At 48.8% G+C, this 22,507-nt stretch carries 14 protein-coding genes, 4 tRNA genes and 4 rRNA genes; 8 read left to right on the forward strand and 14 right to left on the reverse strand.

Annotated elements, in window-relative coordinates; all coding sequences use genetic code 11:
* Positions 1–175 precede the first annotated feature (175 nt).
* Positions 176–1,222, reverse strand: a complete 1,047-nt coding sequence (locus J0X00_RS09830; protein WP_282477990.1) for an MJ1255/VC2487 family glycosyltransferase — start codon at positions 1,220–1,222, stop codon at positions 176–178.
* Positions 1,219–1,752: a phosphatase PAP2 family protein gene (locus J0X00_RS09835; protein WP_136485977.1), complete on the reverse strand. Its 534-nt coding sequence runs from the start codon at positions 1,750–1,752 to the stop codon at positions 1,219–1,221. The genes J0X00_RS09830 and J0X00_RS09835 overlap by 4 nt, the downstream gene beginning before the upstream one ends.
* A gap of 534 nt (positions 1,753–2,286) precedes the next feature.
* Between J0X00_RS09835 and leuA the strand changes: the two genes are divergently transcribed.
* From leuA to J0X00_RS09860, 5 genes are all read left to right on the forward strand, one after another.
* Positions 2,287–3,837, forward strand: a complete 1,551-nt coding sequence (gene leuA / locus J0X00_RS09840; protein WP_282477991.1) for a 2-isopropylmalate synthase — start codon at positions 2,287–2,289, stop codon at positions 3,835–3,837.
* 60 nt (positions 3,838–3,897) lie between these two features.
* Positions 3,898–4,989 (forward strand): 3-isopropylmalate dehydrogenase, encoded by a 1,092-nt coding sequence (gene leuB / locus J0X00_RS09845; protein ID WP_136485973.1) that lies wholly within the window; start codon positions 3,898–3,900, stop codon positions 4,987–4,989.
* Between the two features lie 74 nt (positions 4,990–5,063).
* Positions 5,064–6,470, forward strand: coding sequence for a 3-isopropylmalate dehydratase large subunit (gene leuC, locus J0X00_RS09850; protein ID WP_136485971.1), 1,407 nt, complete (start codon positions 5,064–5,066; stop codon positions 6,468–6,470).
* 18 nt (positions 6,471–6,488) lie between these two features.
* On the forward strand, positions 6,489–7,091 hold the full coding sequence (gene leuD, locus J0X00_RS09855) for a 3-isopropylmalate dehydratase small subunit (protein ID WP_136485969.1): 603 nt from the start codon (positions 6,489–6,491) through the stop codon (positions 7,089–7,091).
* A gap of 150 nt (positions 7,092–7,241) precedes the next feature.
* Positions 7,242–8,030 (forward strand): DUF547 domain-containing protein, encoded by a 789-nt coding sequence (locus J0X00_RS09860; RefSeq protein WP_218562683.1) that lies wholly within the window; start codon positions 7,242–7,244, stop codon positions 8,028–8,030.
* Positions 8,031–8,198: 168 nt separating this feature from the next.
* Here J0X00_RS09860 and rrf (J0X00_RS09865) read toward each other — a convergent pair.
* The 10 genes from rrf (J0X00_RS09865) to J0X00_RS09910 all read right to left on the reverse strand — a co-directional run bounded on the left by rrf (J0X00_RS09865) (position 8,199) and on the right by J0X00_RS09910 (position 17,855).
* Positions 8,199–8,314: ribosomal RNA gene (rrf, locus tag J0X00_RS09865) — 5S ribosomal RNA — on the reverse strand.
* 34 nt (positions 8,315–8,348) lie between these two features.
* Positions 8,349–8,424 (reverse strand) — tRNA-Thr (locus J0X00_RS09870).
* Between the two features lie 96 nt (positions 8,425–8,520).
* Positions 8,521–8,636, reverse strand: a 5S ribosomal RNA gene (gene rrf / locus J0X00_RS09875).
* A 150-nt stretch (positions 8,637–8,786) separates the two neighbouring features.
* A 23S ribosomal RNA gene (locus J0X00_RS09880) occupies positions 8,787–11,676 on the reverse strand.
* A gap of 331 nt (positions 11,677–12,007) precedes the next feature.
* A tRNA-Ala gene (locus J0X00_RS09885) sits at positions 12,008–12,083 on the reverse strand.
* Positions 12,084–12,125: 42 nt separating this feature from the next.
* Positions 12,126–12,202 (reverse strand) — tRNA-Ile (locus tag J0X00_RS09890).
* 66 nt (positions 12,203–12,268) lie between these two features.
* A 16S ribosomal RNA gene (locus J0X00_RS09895) occupies positions 12,269–13,819 on the reverse strand.
* The 16S, 23S and 5S rRNA genes sit together here with 3 tRNA genes alongside, the layout of an rRNA operon.
* A 540-nt stretch (positions 13,820–14,359) precedes the next feature.
* Positions 14,360–15,619 (reverse strand): HD-GYP domain-containing protein, encoded by a 1,260-nt coding sequence (locus J0X00_RS09900; RefSeq protein ID WP_136485012.1) that lies wholly within the window; start codon positions 15,617–15,619, stop codon positions 14,360–14,362.
* Between the two features lie 132 nt (positions 15,620–15,751).
* Positions 15,752–16,156: a glyoxalase/bleomycin resistance/extradiol dioxygenase family protein gene (locus J0X00_RS09905; RefSeq protein ID WP_136485014.1), complete on the reverse strand. Its 405-nt coding sequence runs from the start codon at positions 16,154–16,156 to the stop codon at positions 15,752–15,754.
* Positions 16,157–16,283: 127 nt separating this feature from the next.
* The gene (locus J0X00_RS09910; RefSeq protein WP_282477992.1) at positions 16,284–17,855 is read right to left on the reverse strand and encodes a sensor domain-containing diguanylate cyclase; all 1,572 of its coding nucleotides are present in this window, start codon (positions 17,853–17,855) and stop codon (positions 16,284–16,286) included.
* Positions 17,856–18,097: 242 nt separating this feature from the next.
* On the opposite strand from J0X00_RS09910, the gene J0X00_RS09915 reads away from it, so the two are divergent.
* Together J0X00_RS09915 and J0X00_RS09920 are read left to right on the forward strand one after the other, a co-directional pair.
* Positions 18,098–19,018: a homocysteine S-methyltransferase family protein gene (locus J0X00_RS09915; protein ID WP_282477993.1), complete on the forward strand. Its 921-nt coding sequence runs from the start codon at positions 18,098–18,100 to the stop codon at positions 19,016–19,018.
* 407 nt (positions 19,019–19,425) lie between these two features.
* A complete protein-coding gene (locus J0X00_RS09920) occupies positions 19,426–19,854 on the forward strand; it encodes a hypothetical protein (RefSeq protein ID WP_136485023.1) in 429 nt (142 codons plus the stop codon).
* 247 nt (positions 19,855–20,101) lie between these two features.
* Here J0X00_RS09920 and J0X00_RS09925 read toward each other — a convergent pair.
* Positions 20,102–20,186: transfer RNA gene (locus J0X00_RS09925), tRNA-Leu, on the reverse strand.
* Between the two features lie 144 nt (positions 20,187–20,330).
* Positions 20,331–21,818 carry a GGDEF domain-containing protein gene (locus J0X00_RS09930; RefSeq protein WP_282477994.1) on the reverse strand — a complete coding sequence of 496 codons (1,488 nt, stop codon included), beginning with the start codon at positions 21,816–21,818 and terminating at the stop codon, positions 20,331–20,333.
* Positions 21,819–21,968: 150 nt separating this feature from the next.
* Here J0X00_RS09930 and J0X00_RS09935 point away from each other — a divergent pair, with 150 nt between their 5' ends.
* Positions 21,969–22,442, forward strand: coding sequence for an RDD family protein (locus J0X00_RS09935; protein WP_282477995.1), 474 nt, complete (start codon positions 21,969–21,971; stop codon positions 22,440–22,442).
* The last annotated feature ends 65 nt before the right edge of the window (positions 22,443–22,507 follow it).

Here is a 22,507-nt window from a genome sequence, read left to right on the forward strand (position 1 = left end):
TACCCGAACACAAAAAAAGCCAATGAAATTCAATGCATTGGCTTTTTATAAAAAAATGTAAAAATCGATATCAATGACATAACCACACTCATTGACTGGATTAATAAATAAAAGTTTTATCGTTAACCATCATTTAGCGGGTTAATAGAAGCATAAAATCCAATCATGAGAGCAATCAATTTATTGAGACATAGCTCGGAAAATCGACCTGCTGCCATAAACTGTTGCATAACTCAGAGTGATCATTCCAGTGGCCTTTCAGCACCCAATCAACGATCGCATTCGCCACATTAGGGTACACCACTTTCTCTGCCTGTTTTTCATCCAGCCAGCGGCTCACTGCGGAAGGATCGAGAAAATCCATCACTGACGCCAAGCCAAGAATATCTAATGTCGCGACATTACTTTGCTGTTCAAACTGACCATTCAGCGGCTTGAGTAAAAGTTTCTTACCCAGCGACATCGCCTCTGACGGAAGCTCGAAACCACCATTGGCCATCACACCGGCACAATGATGCAAATGTTGTTGAAAGCGACTGTGACAAAGCGAGCGCAACTCAACGTTCTCGATCACCTCATCTTCAACAATATTGGGGTGATAAAACACAAACTGGTGATTAGCAAAACGGAACAGCAGCTCACACACCTCTTCGACGTTTTCAAACGGCAGATAGACCAGAATGTAATCCTGACAGCTGCTCGGTTGCAGTGAAGTGTGCACAATAGGCGGCAGAATCGGCTGTTCAAAATGATACCAGTGCAGGCCAAGGTGGTGATCGGCCGGAGCGAAACGGCGCATGATCACTTTATCAAGCCAGCTCGCGCCTTTCAGGGGCACCGAGTAACGAAAAGCGTTCTGATGGCTAATGCCGATGCAAGGAACCTTTTGCTGCTTTGCCGCCCAGGCGGACACCGGTTCAAAGTCGTTCAGCACCAGATCATAAGCAGAGAGATCCAACTGCTTAATTTCGCGCAGCAGTTGCAGCGGACTGTTATTGAGTGCGGTTTTACAATAATTCACCCGCCCCTTATCGGTGGTAAACGTCATTCCACGCCGGGTCTGGTAATCCCCAAAACACTCCATCGAGAAATATTGTCTCTGTGCCCGGCCGGAAAACAAAAAGTCAATTTGCGCACCGCGCAGGGCAAATGCCTCACACATCGCGCGAGCACGGGTAATATGCCCGTTGCCCGTGCCTTGCACACCGTAAAGGATCTTCACAGGAAGCTCTCCAGCAATAACAGCGACAGAGTCGCGCTGCCGATGCCCAGACAGGCACCAATCAGTACATCACTTAAAAAATGTACCCCGAGCAAAATACGTGCACTGCCAATCAATGCCGCCCATAACAGGGCCAGTGCATAAATCTCAGGATAGAAATGGCCAATCAGGGTTGCCATTACAAACGCTGCTGCGGTGTGACCGGATGGCAGGCTGTAGCGATCAGACGGAGTAATAAACGCGGTCAGATGAGGTGATAATTCTGCCGGTCGACGGCGCTGAAAGCTGTTTTTTAACCCCCAGTACACCGGTAACTCAAACGCAAACGCCAGCAGACCGGCATACAAAAAAAGATGTCCGTTGTGCCCATCCAACGCCCACGCCAATACCCCAAACAAAACGTACAAGTGGCCGTCGCCAGTATGGGATACGGCCCTGCTCACCCGGGCGATCGGATGATTGAATTTGTGTTGTAAACACAGTATTGAAAAGGCCAAGTCAAGCTTAGCGATAGGTTCGATGGTACGCATAAGCACTCTTCTCCCTGTTGAGATACCCTATCTAGGCCAAAGATAAGAGCAGCAGATGACAAATCGGTGATGCTTTGTTTGTAAATGAATGACAAAGTCAGCAGGCACAAGTTCATGCACGCGCTTGACGCCAGATAAGCACCTTATTGCTATAAAACAGAACAAAAGACAAAAAGAGAAAACTTCGGCAACTCTGTATTTAGAGTGGGATTACGATACGAGCAATAGCATATAATGCTAACTGTAGATTCGATTGCAATTTAAAACTCCAGACCGCGAATAAAAAATCAACTTATGGTTGACGTGCTCAAGTGAGTGCGGTACTAATCTGTTATCTTAATTTTGGTGGTCAGCTTGTAATGACAATGCGCTTTTCTCTACTCCTCAGCCTGCTCCTTATCGTGATTCCATCGCGCGGGTAGTCTGTGGCAGAAAAACACCACAACAGATTTACAGAAACCCGCATCCAATGCGGGTTTTTTTATAATTAAATTCAGGAAGTAAACGATTAACTCTCGGAAAGAGGAAGCAAACATGAACGATCAGGTGATTATATTCGACACAACGTTGCGCGATGGTGAACAAGCATTATCTGCCAGCCTAACTGTAAAGGAAAAGCTGCAAATCGCATTCGCACTGGAACGCCTGGGTGTTGACGTGATCGAAGCGGGCTTTCCGGTTTCATCACCTGGTGATTTTGAATCGGTGCAAACCATCGCTAAAAACATCAAAAACAGTCGTGTTTGTGCCCTTTCCCGTGCCGTTGCAAAAGATATCGATGTCGCAGCAGAAGCACTGAAAGTCGCTGAAGCTTTCCGAATCCACACCTTCCTGGCGACTTCCACCATCCACGTTCAAGACAAATTACGCCGCACTTACGATAATGTGGTAGAAATGGCCGTAAATGCCGTTAAACATGCGCGTAACTACACCGATGATGTCGAGTTCTCATGTGAAGATGCTGGCCGTACTCCTATCGATAATCTGTGCCGTATGGTGGAAGCGGCGATTAATGCGGGCGCGACCACAATTAACATCCCGGATACCGTGGGTTACACCCTGCCAAGCGAATTCGGTGGTATTATTGAGCAGCTGTTTAACCGCGTACCAAACATCGATAAAGCGGTTATCTCCGTTCATTGTCACGATGACTTAGGCTTATCGGTTGCCAACTCAATTGCAGCTGTTCAAGCTGGTGCACGTCAGGTAGAAGGGACTATTAACGGTATCGGTGAACGCGCCGGTAATACCGCGCTGGAAGAAGTGGCTATGATCATCAAAACGCGTGGCGAACTGATGGGCGTAAAAACCGGCTTCAAGCATGAAGAAATCAGCCGTACCAGTAAACTGGTCAGCCAGCTGTGTAACATGCCGATTCAAAGTAACAAAGCCATCGTCGGTGCCAATGCCTTCAGTCACTCTTCCGGTATCCACCAGGACGGTATGCTGAAAAATAAGAATACCTACGAAATCATGACACCGGAGTCGATTGGCCTGAAAAACCAAGCTCTGAACCTGACCAGCCGCAGCGGCCGTGCTGCAGTCAAGAGTCACATGGATAGCATGGGTTACAACGAGGCTGAGTACAATCTGGATGCTTTATACGCCGACTTCCTGAAACTGGCTGACCGTAAAGGCCAGGTATTTGACTACGATCTGGAAGCGCTGATGCACTTCTCGAATCTGCGCGAAGAAGATGATTTCTACAAGCTGAACTACCTGAGTGTCCAGTCCGGTAGTGTGATGGCGACAACATCCATCAAACTGCAATGCGGTGACGAAGAGAAATGCGAAGCCGCAGTCGGTAACGGCCCGGTAGATGCGCTATACCAATGTATCTACCGCATCACCGGTTACGATATCGTACTGGACAAGTTTGATCTGACCGCTAAAGGCGAAGGTGAAGACGGCTTAGGTCAGGCGGATATCATCGCTAATTACAAAGGCCGTAAATATCACGGTACCGGCATCTCAACCGATATCGTAGAAGCATCCGGCCAGGCACTACTGCACGTGATTAACAGCATTCATCGTGCTGACCAGATTGCCGAAATTAAACAGAAAAAGAAAATAGCGACGGTTTAAGACCGCCACTATCGCAAACACAACTTTGAACGAAAAATATCAGATACGTAAAGGACTCGCATGACAGACAAAACTTACAAGATTGCCGTACTTCCAGGTGACGGCATCGGCCCAGAAGTAATGCAGCAGGCACACAAGGTGCTGGATGCAGTAGAAAAGAAACACCAGTTAACTTTCGTGCGTGAAGAACATGACATTGGCGGTATCGCCATCGACAATCACGGTTGTCCGCTGCCAGAAAGCACTCTGCAGGCTTGTGAAGAGTCTGATGCCGTGCTGTTCGGTTCTGTCGGTGGCCCTAAGTGGGAACACCTGCCACCAAACGATCAGCCAGAGCGTGGCGCCCTGCTGCCACTGCGTAAGCATTTCCAGTTGTTCTGTAACCTGCGTCCTGCGCAGATCCATAAAGGTCTGGAAGCCTTTTCTCCTTTACGTGCTGATATTTCTGAGCGTGGTTTTGATATTGTGGTGGTCCGCGAGCTGACCGGTGGTATCTATTTTGGTCAGCCAAAAGGCCGTGAAGGTGAAGGCGCAAATGAAAAAGCGTTTGATACCGAGGTCTACCACCGTTACGAGATTGAACGTATTGCCAAGATTGCGTTTGAGTCTGCGCGCCTGCGTCGTAAGAAAGTCTGCTCAATCGATAAAGCCAACGTACTGCAAAGTTCCATTTTGTGGCGCGAAGTGGTGACTGAAATCGCCAAGGATTACCCGGACGTTGAACTGTCGCACATGTACATCGACAACGCGACCATGCAGCTGATCAAAGATCCATCTCAGTTCGACGTCATGCTGTGCTCTAACATCTTCGGTGACATCATCTCTGACGAATGTGCAATGATCACAGGTTCCATGGGGATGCTGCCATCTGCCAGCATGAACGAGAGCCAGTTTGGCCTGTTTGAGCCTGCGGGCGGCAGTGCGCCGGATATCGCAGGTAAGAACATCGCCAACCCGGTCGCGCAGATCCTGTCTGCGGCACTGATGCTGCGTTACAGTCTGGGCGAAGAGAATGCGGCGCAGGACATCGAGACAGCCGTCAGCAAGGCGCTGTCTGCAGGCCAGCTGACCGGAGATCTGGCTGGTGACAAACCAGCGCTGTCGACCAGCGAAATGGGTGATGTGATTGCCGGATACATTCTGAACGCATAATCGTCTCAAGCATAACTAAAAGAGCCGGTTTAAACCGGCTCCACTCTGGCTCTCTTGAGCTCAAGGAAGTAGCAATGTCCCAAGCAAAAACCTTATACGAAAAAGTTTACGATGCGCACGTTGTCGTTGCGGCGCAGGGTGAAAACCCGATTCTGTATATCGACCGCCACCTGGTCCACGAAGTGACCTCGCCACAGGCATTTGACGGCCTGCGCGAAAAAGGACGCCAAGTGCGTCAGGTCGGTAAGACCTTCGCGACCATGGACCACAACGTATCGACCACCACCAAAGACATCAATGCGTCCGGCGAAATGGCCCGTATTCAGATGGAAACCCTGTCTAAGAACTGTGAAGAGTTTGGCGTCACCCTGTATGACCTCAACCACAAATACCAGGGCATAGTACACGTTATGGGACCTGAGCTGGGTATTACCCTGCCGGGCATGACGATCGTATGTGGTGACTCACATACTGCGACTCACGGTGCGTTCGGTTCACTGGCATTCGGCATCGGTACGTCCGAAGTTGAACACGTTCTGGCGACCCAGACGCTGAAACAAGCGCGCGCCAAGACAATGAAAATTGAAGTCAAAGGCAAAGTTGCCGAGGGCATTACCGCGAAAGATATCGTACTGGCTATCATTGGTGAAACCACGGCGGCTGGCGGTACCGGCTATGTGGTTGAATTCTGCGGCGAAGCTATCCGTGATCTATCGATGGAAGGCCGTATGACCGTGTGTAACATGGCTATTGAGTTAGGCGCAAAAGCTGGCTTGATCGCACCAGATGAGACCACATTTAACTACATCAAAGGTCGTAAGTTTGCACCAAGCGGTGCTGACTGGGATGCGGCCGTCGAGTACTGGAAAACCTTTAAAACGGACGAAGACGCGCAGTTCGATGCTGTCGTAACTCTGAACGGTGCTGACATCAAACCGCAGGTTACCTGGGGAACCAACCCGGGCCAGGTGATCGCCGTTGATCAACCAATTCCGGCTCCGGCTTCATTTGCCGATCCGGTAGAACGCGCTTCAGCAGAAAAAGCACTGGCTTACATGGGTCTGGAAGCAGGCAAAATGCTGTCTGACTACCCGGTTGATAAAGTCTTCGTCGGTTCCTGTACTAACTCACGTATCGAAGATATGCGTGCAGCAGCGGCAGTTGCCAAAGGCAAGAAAGTCGCCTCTCACGTGCAGGCTCTGATCGTCCCTGGCTCTGAACAGGTGAAAGCTCAGGCGGAAGCTGAAGGTCTGGATAAGATCTTTATCGAAGCCGGTTTTGAATGGCGCCTGCCGGGTTGCTCAATGTGTCTGGCGATGAACAATGACCGCTTAGGTCCTGGGGAGCGTTGTGCATCGACCTCCAACCGTAACTTTGAAGGCCGTCAGGGCCGTGATGGTCGTACCCATCTGGTCAGCCCGGCAATGGCAGCAGCCGCCGCGATCGCTGGCCACTTCGTCGATATCCGCGAAATTAACTAAGGACAGAGGACATAAACAATGGCAGGTTTTCAACAACATACAGGCTTAGTGGTTCCTCTGGACGCAGCAAACGTCGATACAGATGCCATCATCCCGAAACAGTTTCTGCAGAAAGTAAACCGCATCGGTTTTGGTAAGCACCTGTTCCACGACTGGCGCTTCCTGGATGATGCCGGTCAGCAGGCCAATCCGGAATTTGTGATGAACAAAGCCCGTTATCAGGGCGCCAGTATTCTGCTGGCGCGCGAGAACTTCGGTTGTGGTTCATCTCGTGAGCACGCTCCCTGGGCACTGGCTGATTATGGTATCCGTGTCATGATCGCCCCAAGCTTTGCGGACATTTTCTACGGTAACTCAATCAACAACCAGATGGTTCCGGTACGCCTGACCGAGCAGGAAGTGGATGAACTGTTCACTTACGTTGAAGCTAACGAAGGGGCACACATCACGGTTGATCTGGAAAGCATGACAGTTTCTGCGAATGGCAAAAGCTACTCATTTGAAATCGATGAGTTCCGTCGTCACTGTCTGCTCAACGGGTTAGACAACATCGGCCTGACGCTTCAGCATGAAGCGAAGATCGCCGAATATGAAGCAAAAATCCCGGCGTTTCTGAAATAACGGCGCGATTGAGATTCTGTACAAGGGCTGCATACTGCAGCCCTTTTTGTACCTGACGTATTTTAGCGGCTAGTATTAATTCTATAAGCAATTGTCACCTTATCCGGTCTGAATGACGTCAGCTCAGCAACAGTAAGGAAAGTTACGCCGATGAAATACCTACTGAGTTTATTACTCTGCTTGCCTGTCAGCGTATTCGCTGCACCAAAAGCTGATTTGTGGCTTTTTTGGACGGCCAGTAACCAAGAAAACCGGCAAAAAATAGCTCATGACGCCTGGCAACAACTACTTGATCGCTATCTCTCCCGCAATGGCGAATATACCTTGTTTAACTACGCCGCCGTCAGCCAGACAGATCAGCACAAACTCAGTCGTTACCTTTCTTCTCTGGCGGCTATCGACCCAAGGACGCTTAACCGTTCAGAGCAATATGCCTATTGGATAAATCTCTATAATGCACAAACGGTACAACTCATCCTCCAACACTATCCACTCGACTCCATTACCCAATTAGGCGGCCTGTTCAGCTTTGGGCCCTGGGATGACAAAGTGCTCACGATTGCCGGTCAGACGTTAACCCTGAATGACATAGAGCACCGTATACTGCGCCCGATCTGGCTCGAACCAAGAACTCACTATGCACTCAACTGCGCCAGCCTGGGCTGCCCCAACCTGCAGCCTCAAGCCTTTACTGCTGATAATCTCGATCAGTTGCTCGATAGTGCCGCACAAGAGTTTATCAATAGTGAAAAAGGCGCGCACATGCAAGACGAAAAGCTGGTTCTCTCCAGTATTTATGACTGGTATCAGGTCGATTTTGGCTCCCGTCAGCAGCTCATACAGCACCTGGCTACCTATCGTGCAGACCTGTCCGGTTTTCGGGGCAATATCCGCTATCAGTACAACTGGGCATTAAATGAGGCGGGAGCGGGAATATAGAGAGTCTAGGAAATATGTCGCATAGGGGCATACTAAGCCACACCCATGTGAGAACAATTATTGATAAAAACAGAGAGAAGGAAGGGACGAGTTGTCACTCTAGGAACTAGGATTCTGGAAGCTTAAAACGAGAAAACCCCGACCTTGTGGTCAGGGTTTTGAAATCAAGCCTGGCGATGTCCTACTCTCACATGGGGAAACCCCACACTACCATCGGCGCTACTTCGTTTCACTTCTGAGTTCGGAATGGAATCAGGTGGGTCCAAAGTGCTATGGTCGCCAAACAAATTTTTTGACCGCTTACGCGTGTCGAATAAATGGTGCTGATACCCAGAATCGAACTGGGGACCTCATCCTTACCAAGGATGCGCTCTACCGACTGAGCCATATCAGCACACTAAATCTTGTCACTGAGGACGAGAAACCTGTTTAAAACAAGTCTCTGCTTTGCCTTCAGCTTTTCTGAAAAAGCTGAAAACAAGAAATTAAAGCCTGGCGATGTTCTACTCTCACATGGGGAGGCCCCACACTACCATCGACGCTGTTTCGTTTCACTTCTGAGTTCGGAATGGAATCAGGTGGGTCCAAAACGCTATGGTCGCCAAGCAAATTCTGTTTAACTACCGCTGTAAGCGATAATTACCTTTTATTTTCACTTTTTTAAAAGTGAAGACAAAAGATTGGAAAGCTGTTTATGTTCTCATCACACATTCAATGTACTGGTCATTGAGTCCATCAAAACCCCTTGGGTGTTGTATGGTTAAGCCTCACGGGCAATTAGTACAGGTTAGCTCAACGCCTCACAACGCTTACACACCCTGCCTATCAACGTTCTAGTCTCGAACAACCCTTTAGGACACTTAAAGTGTCAGGGAAGACTCATCTCAGGGCTCGCTTCCCGCTTAGATGCTTTCAGCGGTTATCGATTCCGAACTTAGCTACCGGGCAATGCGTCTGGCGACACAACCCGAACACCAGAGGTTCGTCCACTCCGGTCCTCTCGTACTAGGAGCAGCCCCCTTCAATCTTCCAACGCCCACGGCAGATAGGGACCGAACTGTCTCACGACGTTCTAAACCCAGCTCGCGTACCACTTTAAATGGCGAACAGCCATACCCTTGGGACCGACTTCAGCCCCAGGATGTGATGAGCCGACATCGAGGTGCCAAACACCGCCGTCGATATGAACTCTTGGGCGGTATCAGCCTGTTATCCCCGGAGTACCTTTTATCCGTTGAGCGATGGCCCTTCCATTCAGAACCACCGGATCACTATGACCTGCTTTCGCACCTGCTCGAATTGTCATTCTCGCAGTCAAGCGGGCTTATGCCATTGCACTAACCTCACGATGTCCAACCGTGATTAGCCCACCTTCGTGCTCCTCCGTTACTCTTTGGGAGGAGACCGCCCCAGTCAAACTACCCACCAGGCACTGTCCTCGAACCGGATAACGGTCCAGAGTTAGAACATCAAACATACAAGGGTGGTATTTCAAGGACGGCTCCAACGCAACTGGCGTCACGTCTTCAAAGCCTCCCACCTATCCTACACATGTAGGTTCAATGTTCAGTGCCAAGCTGTAGTAAAGGTTCACGGGGTCTTTCCGTCTAGCCGCGGGTACACTGCATCTTCACAGCGATTTCAATTTCACTGAGTCTCGGGTGGAGACAGCGTGGCCATCATTACGCCATTCGTGCAGGTCGGAACTTACCCGACAAGGAATTTCGCTACCTTAGGACCGTTATAGTTACGGCCGCCGTTTACCGGGGCTTCGATCAAGAGCGTCGACCGAAGTCTAACCCCATCAATTAACCTTCCGGCACCGGGCAGGCGTCACACCGTATACGTCATCTTACGATTTTGCACAGTGCTGTGTTTTTAATAAACAGTTGCAGCCACCTGGTATCTGCGACTTCCAATAGCTCCATCCGCGAGGGACTTCACCGTCAGAAGCGTACCTTCTCCCGAAGTTACGGTACCATTTTGCCTAGTTCCTTCACCCGAGTTCTCTCAAGCGCCTTGGTATTCTCTACCCGACCACCTGTGTCGGTTTGGGGTACGATTCCTTACAATCTGAAGCTTAGAGGCTTTTCCTGGAAGCATGGCATCAATGACTTCATCACCGTAGTGACTCGACATCGTGTCTCAGCCTTACAGAGAGCCGGATTTACCTAACTCTCAAGCCTACGCACTTGAACCTGGACAACCGTCGCCAGGCCCACCTAGCCTTCTCCGTCCCCCCATCGCAATTGTAAGAAGTACGGGAATATTAACCCGTTTCCCATCGACTACGCCTTTCGGCCTCGCCTTAGGGGTCGACTTACCCTGCCCCGATTAACGTTGGACAGGAACCCTTGGTCTTCCGGCGAGGAGGTTTTTCACCCCCTTTATCGTTACTCATGTCAGCATTCGCACTTCTGATACCTCCAGCATGCCTTACAGCACACCTTCAACGGCTTACAGAACGCTCCCCTACCCAATACGATAAATCGCATTGCCGCAGCTTCGGTTTACAGCTTAGCCCCGTTACATCTTCCGCGCAGGCCGACTCGACTAGTGAGCTATTACGCTTTCTTTAAATGATGGCTGCTTCTAAGCCAACATCCTAGCTGTCTGAGCCTTCCCACATCGTTTCCCACTTAGCTGTAATTTGGGACCTTAGCTGGCGGTCTGGGTTGTTTCCCTCTCCACGACGGACGTTAGCACCCGCCGTGTGTCTCCCGGATAGTACTTACTGGTATTCGGAGTTTGCAAAGGGTTGGTAAGTCGGGATGACCCCCTAGCCTTAACAGTGCTCTACCCCCAGTAGTATTCGTCCGAGGCGCTACCTAAATAGCTTTCGGGGAGAACCAGCTATCTCCGAGTTTGATTGGCCTTTCACCCCTAGCCACAAGTCATCCGCTAATTTTTCAACATTAGTCGGTTCGGTCCTCCAATTGATGTTACTCAATCTTCAACCTGCCCATGGCTAGATCACTCGGTTTCGGGTCTATATCCAGAGACTGAACGCCCAGTTAAGACTCGGTTTCCCTACGGCTCCCCTAAATGGTTAACCTTGCCACTGAATATAAGTCGCTGACCCATTATACAAAAGGTACGCAGTCACACCACGAAGGTGCTCCTACTGCTTGTACGTACACGGTTTCAGGTTCTATTTCACTCCCCTCACAGGGGTTCTTTTCGCCTTTCCCTCACGGTACTGGTTCACTATCGGTCAGTCAGGAGTATTTAGCCTTGGAGGATGGTCCCCCCATGTTCAGACAGGATAACACGTGTCCCGCCCTACTCGATTTCACTGAACATACGCTGTCGGCTACGGGGCTATCACCCTGTTTCGCGGTCCTTTCCAGAACCTTCACCTGACGCATGTAAAGCTTAAGGGCTAATCCAATTTCGCTCGCCGCTACTTTCGGAATCTCAATTGATTTCTTTTCCTCGGGGTACTTAGATGTTTCAGTTCCCCCGGTTCGCTTCATTAACCTATGTATTCAGTTAATGATACCTGCTTATGCAGGTGGGTTTCCCCATTCGGAAATCGTAGACTCAAGTGGCTCTTACTGCCTCATCTACGCTTATCGCAAGTTAGTACGTCCTTCATCGCCTCTGACTGCCAAGGCATCCACCGTGTACGCTTAGTCACTTAACCATACAACCCGAAGGAGTTTCGAGTTGATGAACCAAGTCACCAAGGTTTCGTTGTCTCTCATTATTTGAATGAGCGAGAGACTTTTCGATTTTGCCGGACTCAATTTTGAAACTTGTTAAACAAGTTTCTACCAAGCACACTTGAATGTGTTGTTGGTGTATTCCATTTCGGAATACATTGAGAACTTTACAAATAATGTTTCGTTTACGAATAAACAAAAGATTATTTTGTCAGCTTTCCAAATTGTTAAAGAGCAAGATTCGTATCTCTAATGAGATGAACCATGTTTAAGAGCACTGATTTCTTCTTTATGAAGGAATGCGCTTAAAGATGGTGGAGCTAAGCAGGATCGAACTGCTGACCTCCTGCGTGCAAGGCAGGCGCTCTCCCAGCTGAGCTATAGCCCCATCAGGTGTTGATACTGTGTGCCAATCTCCTGGGAGGAAGATTGGTGGGTCTGAGTGGACTCGAACCACCGACCTCTCGCTTATCAGGCGAACGCTCTAACCACCTGAGCTACAGACCCAGTATCGTCTCTTAAATCGTATAAACCATCAATCTGTGTGAACACTCATCGCAATAATCATTCGTATAAGGAGGTGATCCAGCGCCAGGTTCCCCTAGCGCTACCTTGTTACGACTTCACCCCAGTCATGAACCACAAAGTGGCAAGCGTCCTCCCGAAGGTTAAACTACCTGCTTCTTTTGCAGCCCACTCCCATGGTGTGACGGGCGGTGTGTACAAGGCCCGGGAACGTATTCACCGTGGCATTCTGATCCACGATTACTAGCGATTCCGACTTCATGGAGTCGAGTTGCAGACTCCAATCCGGACTACGACGCACTTTTTGGGATTCGCTCACTTTCGCAAGTTGGCCGCCCTCTGTATGCGCCATTGTAGCACGTGTGTAGCCCTACTCGTAAGGGCCATGATGACTTGACGTCGTCCCCACCTTCCTCCGGTTTATCACCGGCAGTCTCCCTGGAGTTCCCGACTTTACTCGCTGGCAAACAAGGATAAGGGTTGCGCTCGTTGCGGGACTTAACCCAACATTTCACAACACGAGCTGACGACAGCCATGCAGCACCTGTCTCTCAGTTCCCGAAGGCACAAGACTGTCTCCAGTCTCTTCTGAGGATGTCAAGAGTAGGTAAGGTTCTTCGCGTTGCATCGAATTAAACCACATGCTCCACCGCTTGTGCGGGCCCCCGTCAATTCATTTGAGTTTTAATCTTGCGACCGTACTCCCCAGGCGGTCTACTTAACGCGTTAGCTCCGAAAGCCACGGCTCAAGGCCACAACCTCCAAGTAGACATCGTTGACGGCGTGGACTACCAGGGTATCTAATCCTGTTTGCTCCCCACGCTTTCGCATCTGAGTGTCAGTATCTGTCCAGGGGGCCGCCTTCGCCACCGGTATTCCTTCAGATCTCTACGCATTTCACCGCTACACCTGAAATTCTACCCCCCTCTACAGTACTCTAGCCTGCCAGTTTCAAATGCAATTCCGAGGTTGAGCCCCGGGCTTTCACATCTGACTTAACAAACCACCCATGCGCTTTACGCCCAGTAATTCCGATTAACGCTCGCACCCTCCGTATTACCGCGGCTGCTGGCACGGAGTTAGCCGGTGCTTCTTCTGCAGCTAACGTCAAACGAATGCGCTATTAACGCACCCGCCTTCCTCACTGCTGAAAGTACTTTACAACCCGAAGGCCTTCTTCATACACGCGGCATGGCTGCATCAGGCTTGCGCCCATTGTGCAATATTCCCCACTGCTGCCTCCCGTAGGAGTCTGGACCGTGTCTCAGTTCCAGTGTGGCTGATCATCCTCTCAGACCAGCTAGGGATCGTCGCCTTGGTGAGCCCTTACCTCACCAACTAGCTAATCCCACCTGGGCATATCCTGACGCGAGAGGCCCGAAGGTCCCCCTCTTTGGCCCGAAGGCATTATGCGGTATTAGCCATCGTTTCCAATGGTTATCCCCCACATCAGGGCAATTTCCCAGGCATTACTCACCCGTCCGCCGCTCGCCGCCCTTAACGTTCCCCGAAGGTTCAGTTAAGTCGCTGCCGCTCGACTTGCATGTGTTAGGCCTGCCGCCAGCGTTCAATCTGAGCCATGATCAAACTCTTCAATTTAAGATTTGATTCCCTAAATAATTAGGGGAGGCTCAATGAATACTGACTTCAAATTACCTTAGTAATTCAAAGCTATTACCATTCCAACAGAATGGTAATGAATTGACTGTGCTCGAATGATTGCTCATTCAAATTTGGTCACTCAGTTCATTGATACCTAAGTTGATTCTTTAGAATCATCTTCGATTATCATCAACGAGTGCCCACACAGATTGATAGGTTTATATTGTTAAAGAGCGTTGCTTTTTCGAAACTTTCTTCTCAAAGCGGAGGTGCATTCTAGCGAGTTAATTTGAAGAGTCAAACACTTTTTCAAATTTATTTCTCAGAAGCTTTTCACCTCGCTGACCAGCGCTGAAGCCTTGTGGCGTCTGCCGTGTCAGTGAGGCGGCATTATAGAGAGTTGCTTCAACTTGGCAATACTAAAAATCACTTTTTTTATAAAAAAACGTTCGTTTGGTTATTAAACAAACGAACGACTTTTTATGCAGACTTTACTCTCAGCACACCCACAATTTACTCACAAAAAACTGTGGATAACTAATCGTCACTATCAAAAAAATAGGAAATCCGTGAACGAGGATTGAGGTAATCACGAATTTTGTCCGGTAACTTATTCGGTAATATCGCACTGACTATCTTTATGTCTTTACTAGCCAGGTCAATAATCGGAGCCTGAGTACGTGGTACTGAAGGGTCATAGATAAGGACATTAGGAAACAGCAGATGCTTAGCATTCACCGAGATGACCAGCCCCACCATATCATTAGAGAGCTGAACCACTGTTCCGGGCGGAAACACCCCCATGAATTTGACCATGATATTGAGGTTTTCATGGTTATACAGATGGCGGCAATTCTTATAAAGGTGAGATAACGCGATATAAGGGATTTTTTGCTCAGCCACCACATTGGGGTGGCAAAGGTTATCAAACGCATTGGCGACTGCGACCACCTGCGCTAATTCATCAATCTCTTCTTCTTTATAGCCCTGCGGATAGCCAGAGCCATCATTCAATTCATGATGTTGCTCTATCACTCGCATCGCACTAGCCGGAAAGTCCTCTATATTAGCCGCTAACTCCTGACCATACTTGGTATGCAGTTTAAGGTAGTTTTTTTCCGGTTCGCTAAGCGGAGTCGGCTTTCTGACAATTGCACTCGGAACGCGCATTTTACCAATATCATGAAACAGACAGGCGAAGGCGAGCTCTTTTAATTTGTCGGCAGGAAATCCTTTGTTCTTTCCGATCATCATGGCAATCACTGAAACATTAAGTGAATGGAAATAGATGTCTTCAAACTCACTTTTGCTGTTCATCAGGTGCAGGGTGACGCTGTCCTCACTGAGCAGCTTGTCGACAACATCGTCGACCAGCTGCTTAGCTTCATCGACCGCATCCTGCGGACGATTACGAATTTTGTTCATAACCGCACGCATACGGGCCAGTGAGCGTTCAAATTCTTTCTCACAATGCAAAACCCGGCGCCGATAAGCATTCAGTTTCTCGATTCGTTTCTGCTTTTCCTGCCATAACTTGTCAGCTTCATCGTCAATCGCTGGGTCACTACTCTGTTCAGCTTCCGACTGCCCCTGAGTCTGTGGAGGTAAAGGCGAGGTATCGCTTTGGGCCGGATTCAAAAATACGTGCTGGATACCCAGATGCCGAATCAGGCGGATTTGCTCCTGAGTCGTAATCTTAAAGCTGTTAAACAGAAAAGGATGCTCATTCCATTTGACCGGCAAACGGATATGTAACCCAGGTTGCAGCCTATCGACCGTAATTTTGATACTTGCCACTCTATCACTCTGTCCTTGGTACGCAGGCTCCTACTAATCAGGGGCCTTGATATTAGGTGTTCATATATTAGAAGAACTCAATAATAAGGTCATCAATACAATACTCAGAGAGCTGCGTATAAAGCGAGATCTTCAACAAACTTCGCAATTAATGATCCAGCGAACACCGAACTGATCCTCAACTTTTCCGCATCGGGTGCCCCAGAACGTGTCTTCTAATGGCATCATCACTTTACCTTGTTCAGCTAACTGTTCGAATAATACGAGTTGACGATCAATGTCATCCATCACCACAGACAGTGCAATCTGATTATCTTTGAGTTCCTGCGTTGCAATGCCATCAGACAGCATTAACTTCATATGCTGCGTGACCAGTTCAGCATGCATGATCCAGTTCGGGTTAACGCCTTTAATCAGCTGTGGCGCTTCATGAAAATAGCGTTTGGTTAATACATGGCCATCAAAACACTGGCAATAAAAGTCGAGCGCCTGTTCACAGCGGCCGGAAAAAAATATATACGGTGTGAGGATAAACATAGACACCTCCTGCTTTTATAAGAAGCATAGTCGATTCCTCTCACCAAATCTGAATACTGGTATGTCGCTCTATAGAAAGGAACTCAGGCACGCAAAAGTCCAGCCAGCTTGTCTTCCGCATCTTTAGCTAACAATCACTCATCTCAGTACGGTTACGACCATTATGTTTGGCCTGATACAGTGCCATATCCGCCTTTTTCATCACTGATTCAATCGCCTCATCACCAGCGGACCAATATGCCACACCAATTGAAATAGTAATGGCTGGCACCATAGTGAAACTATGATTGGCCACTGAGGCCCGGATACGTTCCGCCACCTCATAAGCCCGGGCGATATGGGTATTACTGAGCAACAGGATAAATTCTTCCCCGCCTGCACGACACACAATATCTTGCTCCCGTGCCTGCTGTTTCATCAAACTCGATACTTCCCGCAACAGCTCATCACCCGCATCATGCCCATAGGTATCATTCACCTTCTTGAAATAATCCAAATCGAGCGCAAGCACAGAAAATGGCATCTGGCGGACGGTAAAACTCTCAATACTTTTTTCTAACCCACGTCGGTTCAACAATCCGGTCATAGCATCAGTTAAGCTATCGGACTGCAGTCGATCGATGGTGTTAGACGCAACCCCGAATGCACGTAAGAAACTCTGTTTGAGGTGAGCAGCCTCAAAGTACCAAGGTTTGACGAGTTTCATCTCATCCATGAGTGAACTGTCACTTTCAAGTTTCTTAACCGCGCTGGCCAGTTGCCAAAGTGGTTTTGAGATAAAAATCGCCGATATCCAGATAATAATCAGGGTGACGATACCTATCGGAATCGATTGCCACACCACTTGAAGCAACTGATCATCAAGAACCATCAACGCCTCTGCACGCGGTTTCTGCGCCACAATACCCCAACCAGATTGTTTAACCGGAGCATAACCAGCCAGCATTTCAGTACCGAAAACATTTAAAGTCTCGATGTGGCCGCTTTCACCACGTGCGACTGCGTTTATCGCAGCATTTTTCGTGATCACCTGACCGATGCGCCGATGGTCCGGGTGATAAACCAAAGTACGATTATGATCCACTACATACAGATATGAACCGTCACGATAACTGTGTTTACCCAGTAACGTGGCCAGCATGTTTTCCTGCTCCAGATAAATCGTGCCACTGACAAATCCCTGATAGTGGCCGGAAGCTGAAAAGATCGGATAAGAGATACTGGTAATATAGTTGCCCGCTGGAGAGACGAAAGGATCGGTAATCAGCGGCTTTTGTGCTGTGAGAGACTGGAGCGAGTTGACGCCGGTCAGAGCTATACCTGTCACTGGCAGCGTTTGCGGCGCAATCGCCTTAATCACACCATCAGCGTTGACCACGACCACAGAATTAAATGAATCGGTCTGCTGTTTTAACCGTTCAGTTTCAGCTAACAACAATTCAGGATCCGCTATTTTATCACTCAGCACCGCGGCACTAAACGCGAGCTGATTGAGTGCTGAAGTCAAAAATGCATCTGTCATTTCGGCCATCTTCTCGGCATACACCTGATTAGAAGCCAAAGTATTGGTGATGATTAACTCTCGCTGCACCCGATACATGGAGTAAAATGCATTGATTAGGGTGATGAATGCCGTGAATAGGCACAACAGTAAAATGAGTCTTCTTAAATTTAGTTTATCTCCAGACACTTCTATCATTCCATTAACCGTTGCCTATTAGTTTTCTTCCGCCAAATTTCCGTGCACAATAATAGCGACAACTTCCTTCCCATCACATGCAATAAATCAGAGTACTAACATTGTTCACGTCCAAAAAATGACACTAAGCCAAGATTAAAGTGTGAATTTAATTCATAGTAACATTGAACAGAATTCAATTTGATACAAATCACAATATGGTTCAATAACCGCCATCATCCCACGTACTTCAGGCGCTTAAGATGAAAAAATTAACCATCATAGACGGTGGTATGGGCAGAGAATTAGAACGAATCGGTGCCCCGTTTTCACAAACAATGTGGAGTGCACAAGCACTGTTGGAAACACCAGGCTATGTGCGCCAGGCTCATCAAAATTTTATTGATGCCGGAGCGCAAGTCATCATTGCGAACAGCTCCGCTTGCGTACCCTTTTATCTCGGTCAAGAGTGCTATCAGGCCAAAGGTGAGTCACTGGCACGCGAAGCCGCGATTATCGCTCAGTCCGTCGTACAGCACGAAAAAGTGAAGCACCGGAATAAAGTTCTGGCTGCGGGTGCGTTATCTCCGCCGTATGGCAATGACGACCCAGACCTGTTTGATGCTGAATCTGCACTGGGTATCTATCACGCTCTGTTTGCAGCCCAAAACCGCTACGTTGATCTGTGGTTCGCAGAAGAGATAGCCAGTATAGCTGAACTCACATTAGTGCAATCGGTTCTGCAACACGCTCAACAGCCCTGTTACTACATTTTATCGCTGAGCAACGAAACAACCCCCGAGCTTCAGTTGCGCTCCGGAGAATCCGCTATTGATGCCATTGATTTTATCGTCCAGCACGGTGGCGAGGGTATTCTGTTTGAGAGTGAAACAACCGACGTCATTTCCCAGGCTATTGCTCGTGCCGCGGAACGCATCAAGCGTGCAGATATCGAACTTGGCGGATACATCAATTTTTCCACCACCACAGACTCTGCGCTCACAGCACAAAACACGAGTACACCAAGCTCCGAACTCTCACCACAAAGTTACTTAGTATTAGCGCAGCATTGGTATCAACTCGGTGCCACTCTTTTCGGAGGATGTTGCGGAATCAGGCCGGAACATATCCAAGCGCTGGCTCGATGGCGTGATAGCCAGGAACCGTTGGTAGCTGTTGAATAATATTCATCTTCAGGCCGTGATAAACACAAACAATACCCCCCCCCCGAAAATTTCGGGGGGGTATTGTTATTACCAAACATATTGCTCGACGCCCTAAGGCTCACTAAGCCAAATGAGCCAGACTGAATACCAGGCTCAGTTCATCACGATTTCGGTACACACCCCAAACTTATTCCAATTCAACATACCACCACTCGATCATCTGCCCGAAAAGCCATGGTTATTAATCACATCTGATGCCCTCAGTCGAAATGGCGCTCAAAGACCTAAATATCAGGACACAAAAATAAATGCACTTTTTTACGTCCATGGTTGAACTGCAATCGATGTCGCTACGTATCAGAGATAGTTGGCAGAAGTAGCGCTGACAAATCGTGTTTAAGATTACGCTGCAACAGGAAAATATTATGAAAAATCGTTTTACAGCTTCAGCAAAAACCTTTTGTCTTTTCACTGTACTAACTACCGCTTCTTCTCTGGCATGGGCCGGACATCATCTCGGCGTTAAAGCCACTGATCAGGATGTTTCCGGTGGAACAGTATCTGCCAACATGATAATGGCCGGCGACAATGGCTGGATGGTGGTGCACCGCACTGATAAAGAAATGAAACCGGGTCCGGTGGTTGGTTATTCGCCGGTTAAGAAAGGCAATAACAGCGACGTCACAGCGATACTGACTGAACCGGTAAAATCTGGTGAGATGCTGATGTTAATGTTACACGGCGAAGCCGGCGGCATGAAAACCGGTATTTTTGAGTACACGTTAGGTGCCAAAGAAGATGGTCCGGTACGCGAAGACGGCAAACTGGTCATGAGTGTGATTACGGCCAAATAATCTGCAAGCAAACCATAACGACAAAAGGGGCCTTGCTGTCCCCTTTTGTTCTCCCGCCCCGCGTTCACTGAGCCCCAAAACGACGAAAGGCCGCTGTAATAAGCGACCTTTCTAATTATGGTACCGATGGGCGGACTGACCGGGCTTGCGCTCAAGCCGCCACTCCGGAAAACACCGTTTTCCCGCCCCGCGTTCACTGAGCCCGAAAACGACGAAAGGCCGCTATAATAAGCGACCTTTCTAATCATGGTACCGATGGGCGGACTTGAACCGCCACTCCCGAAGGAAACGGATTTTGAATCCGTCGTGTCTACCAATTTCACCACACCGGCATCTTAGGGGGAATCCCCTTCAGTGGTTGGCCATTATACGTAAGAACGAAGACGGTGCAATAACAATATATTGAAAACTAAATTGTTTGCTGAATATTTCGCCACCAATCCTAACTCGCTTAATTCAGGCTAACTCTCTCGTTATTACTCATTGTGCGCCAATAAGATAACCCGATTACGCCCTTGTGCTTTCGCCTGATACAGCGCCATATCCGCCCGCTTGAACAAAGAGGCTTCACTGTCCTGCGCTATATAACTGGTGACACCGGCGCTGATAGTAAACTCAGGCAAATCCTCTTCGCGTAAATCCTCCACCAGCTGTCTCAGATTTTGTGCCAGTTGATAGCTGCTGTCACCATTTTGCATCGGTAACACAATCGCGAATTCCTCACCGCCGAGGCGAAACAGCATATCAGTAGAGCGAATACGCTGCTTGAGCTGAGCAACCAACAATTGTAGTAGCTGGTCACCTACCTGGTGACCATAACGATCATTGACCCGTTTAAAATAATCTACATCCAGCAATACCAGACCAAAGTCATAACCACCACGCTCGGCCAGATCCAGTTGCAGTTGGATCTGCTCTTCCCATTTATGGCGATTGAATGCACCAGTCAGTTTGTCCTGAGTCGCGAGCGCCAATAACTGCTTTTCGACCCTTTCGCGGCTGGTCATCTCAACGCTGAGACGTGACATCACAATATTGATTTCATATTCCAGTTCCGCCAGCTCGTCGCGGGTCTGGATAGGCGCTACATCAAGCTCTGATGATCCGTCGCCCTGATCAAGCGTCGAGGTCATGGTATGAATTTCGCCCTGAATGCGGCGAATGCGATGCAGAATAATCTGCACGATATAGACGGTGAGAAATAACCCCAACCCCAGCGCGCCAAAGCCTAGCAGTATACTGACCAGCAGGAAATCTTTCTCGTGGCGCTCGGTGTAGTAAGCATCCTGACGAGTGACGTTCTCGAGATGACCAATAATGTTTGTACCGGCCGCTTCCAGTTCATCGGCCAGGGTTTCCATCCTATTCCGCTCCGCCGCAGAAATGACATCGCGCCCAGCTACCATTTCCAGATGTTGTTCAAACGCCGCGCTCTGCTGCGCATAGCGGCTGATCTCCTGCAATACCTGCTGATGCTTAGCAGGCATCAGAATTACCTTGTTCTGGCTCAGATTCTGCTCAATCAACTGTACTGCTTTATCGAGCAGGCTCTTCATTTTGTGCTTTTGAAATGCCAGCTGCTGATGGCGTTTGAGCTCATCATACGACTTCCCCGCTAACAGGGAGCGTTCAAACTGCTGGTGTTGTTCCAGTTCAATAAACTCCAGTTGGCGCATAATCTGGCTAAGAGGGATATCCAGATAGGCGAGTTCACGCATCTCATGGTCTATCTGCTTAATTTTGTAACCTGAATAGACAATCGCAAACAGCAAAAACGTCAGCAGCAAAACAAACAGACCGCCGATTTTGTGTTTGATTGAAGCGTGATACCAATTAAAAAGCGCCATGATTTTCCCTAACCAGAAAGTGAAACCAGACCAAGAGTCGTAACCAATACCGCCGGCTGCACAGAGATCCGCTTTGGCATAGTGGCCGAATTTTACCTGCTGACTGAGCAGAGGCAAGTTTGGTTACGCTTTTGTGAACCCATTCGATCTCTCTTCTTGCTCAGGGTAACAAATTACGACCAATCACTAAGCTGTGCGGCAGCTCTCTTTTCACCTGACCAACCTGGCGATATGCTGACGGCCGGTTGATTAGATACAAAGGTTGTTATGAACGAGTCCACTCTGCCTCCTGCCGGGCTGCTGCGCCGTGTCGGAGCACTGATTTACGATACCCTGGTGGTGATGGCGATCCTGATGATTGCCGGTGGCGTTGTTGTTGCTGTACTAGAAGCGTGTGTCGCCGCGGGGATACTCAGTTATGCCCCTTATCAGGACGCAGGTGACCTGCTTAGCCATCACCCGATCTGGAGCCCGGCTTATACCCTGTATCTGGCCTGCGCCTGGATCTACTTTTTCGTGTTCTTCTGGACCCGCGGCGGCCAAACCCTCGGAATGCGGGCCTGGAAACTGGTGGTATGTAATCCGGACGGTACGCGCATTTCAGCGACACAGGCCCTGATCCGCCTGGCAACATCAGTCTTCGGACTGGGAAACCTGACGGTACTTTTTGATCCAAAGAAACGTGCTTTTCAGGACATGTGGGCCAAGACTTGTGTGGTCGTGCTGCCGAAAGTTAAATAAGCGCAGTCCTCTGTTAAGGAATAAAAAAGGAAAGCTTCTGCTTTCCTTTTCTGTTCATAACACCC

It is taken from the genome of Vibrio sp. ABG19 (assembly GCF_029962385.1).
Lineage (GTDB): Bacteria > Pseudomonadota > Gammaproteobacteria > Enterobacterales > Vibrionaceae > Vibrio > Vibrio ostreae.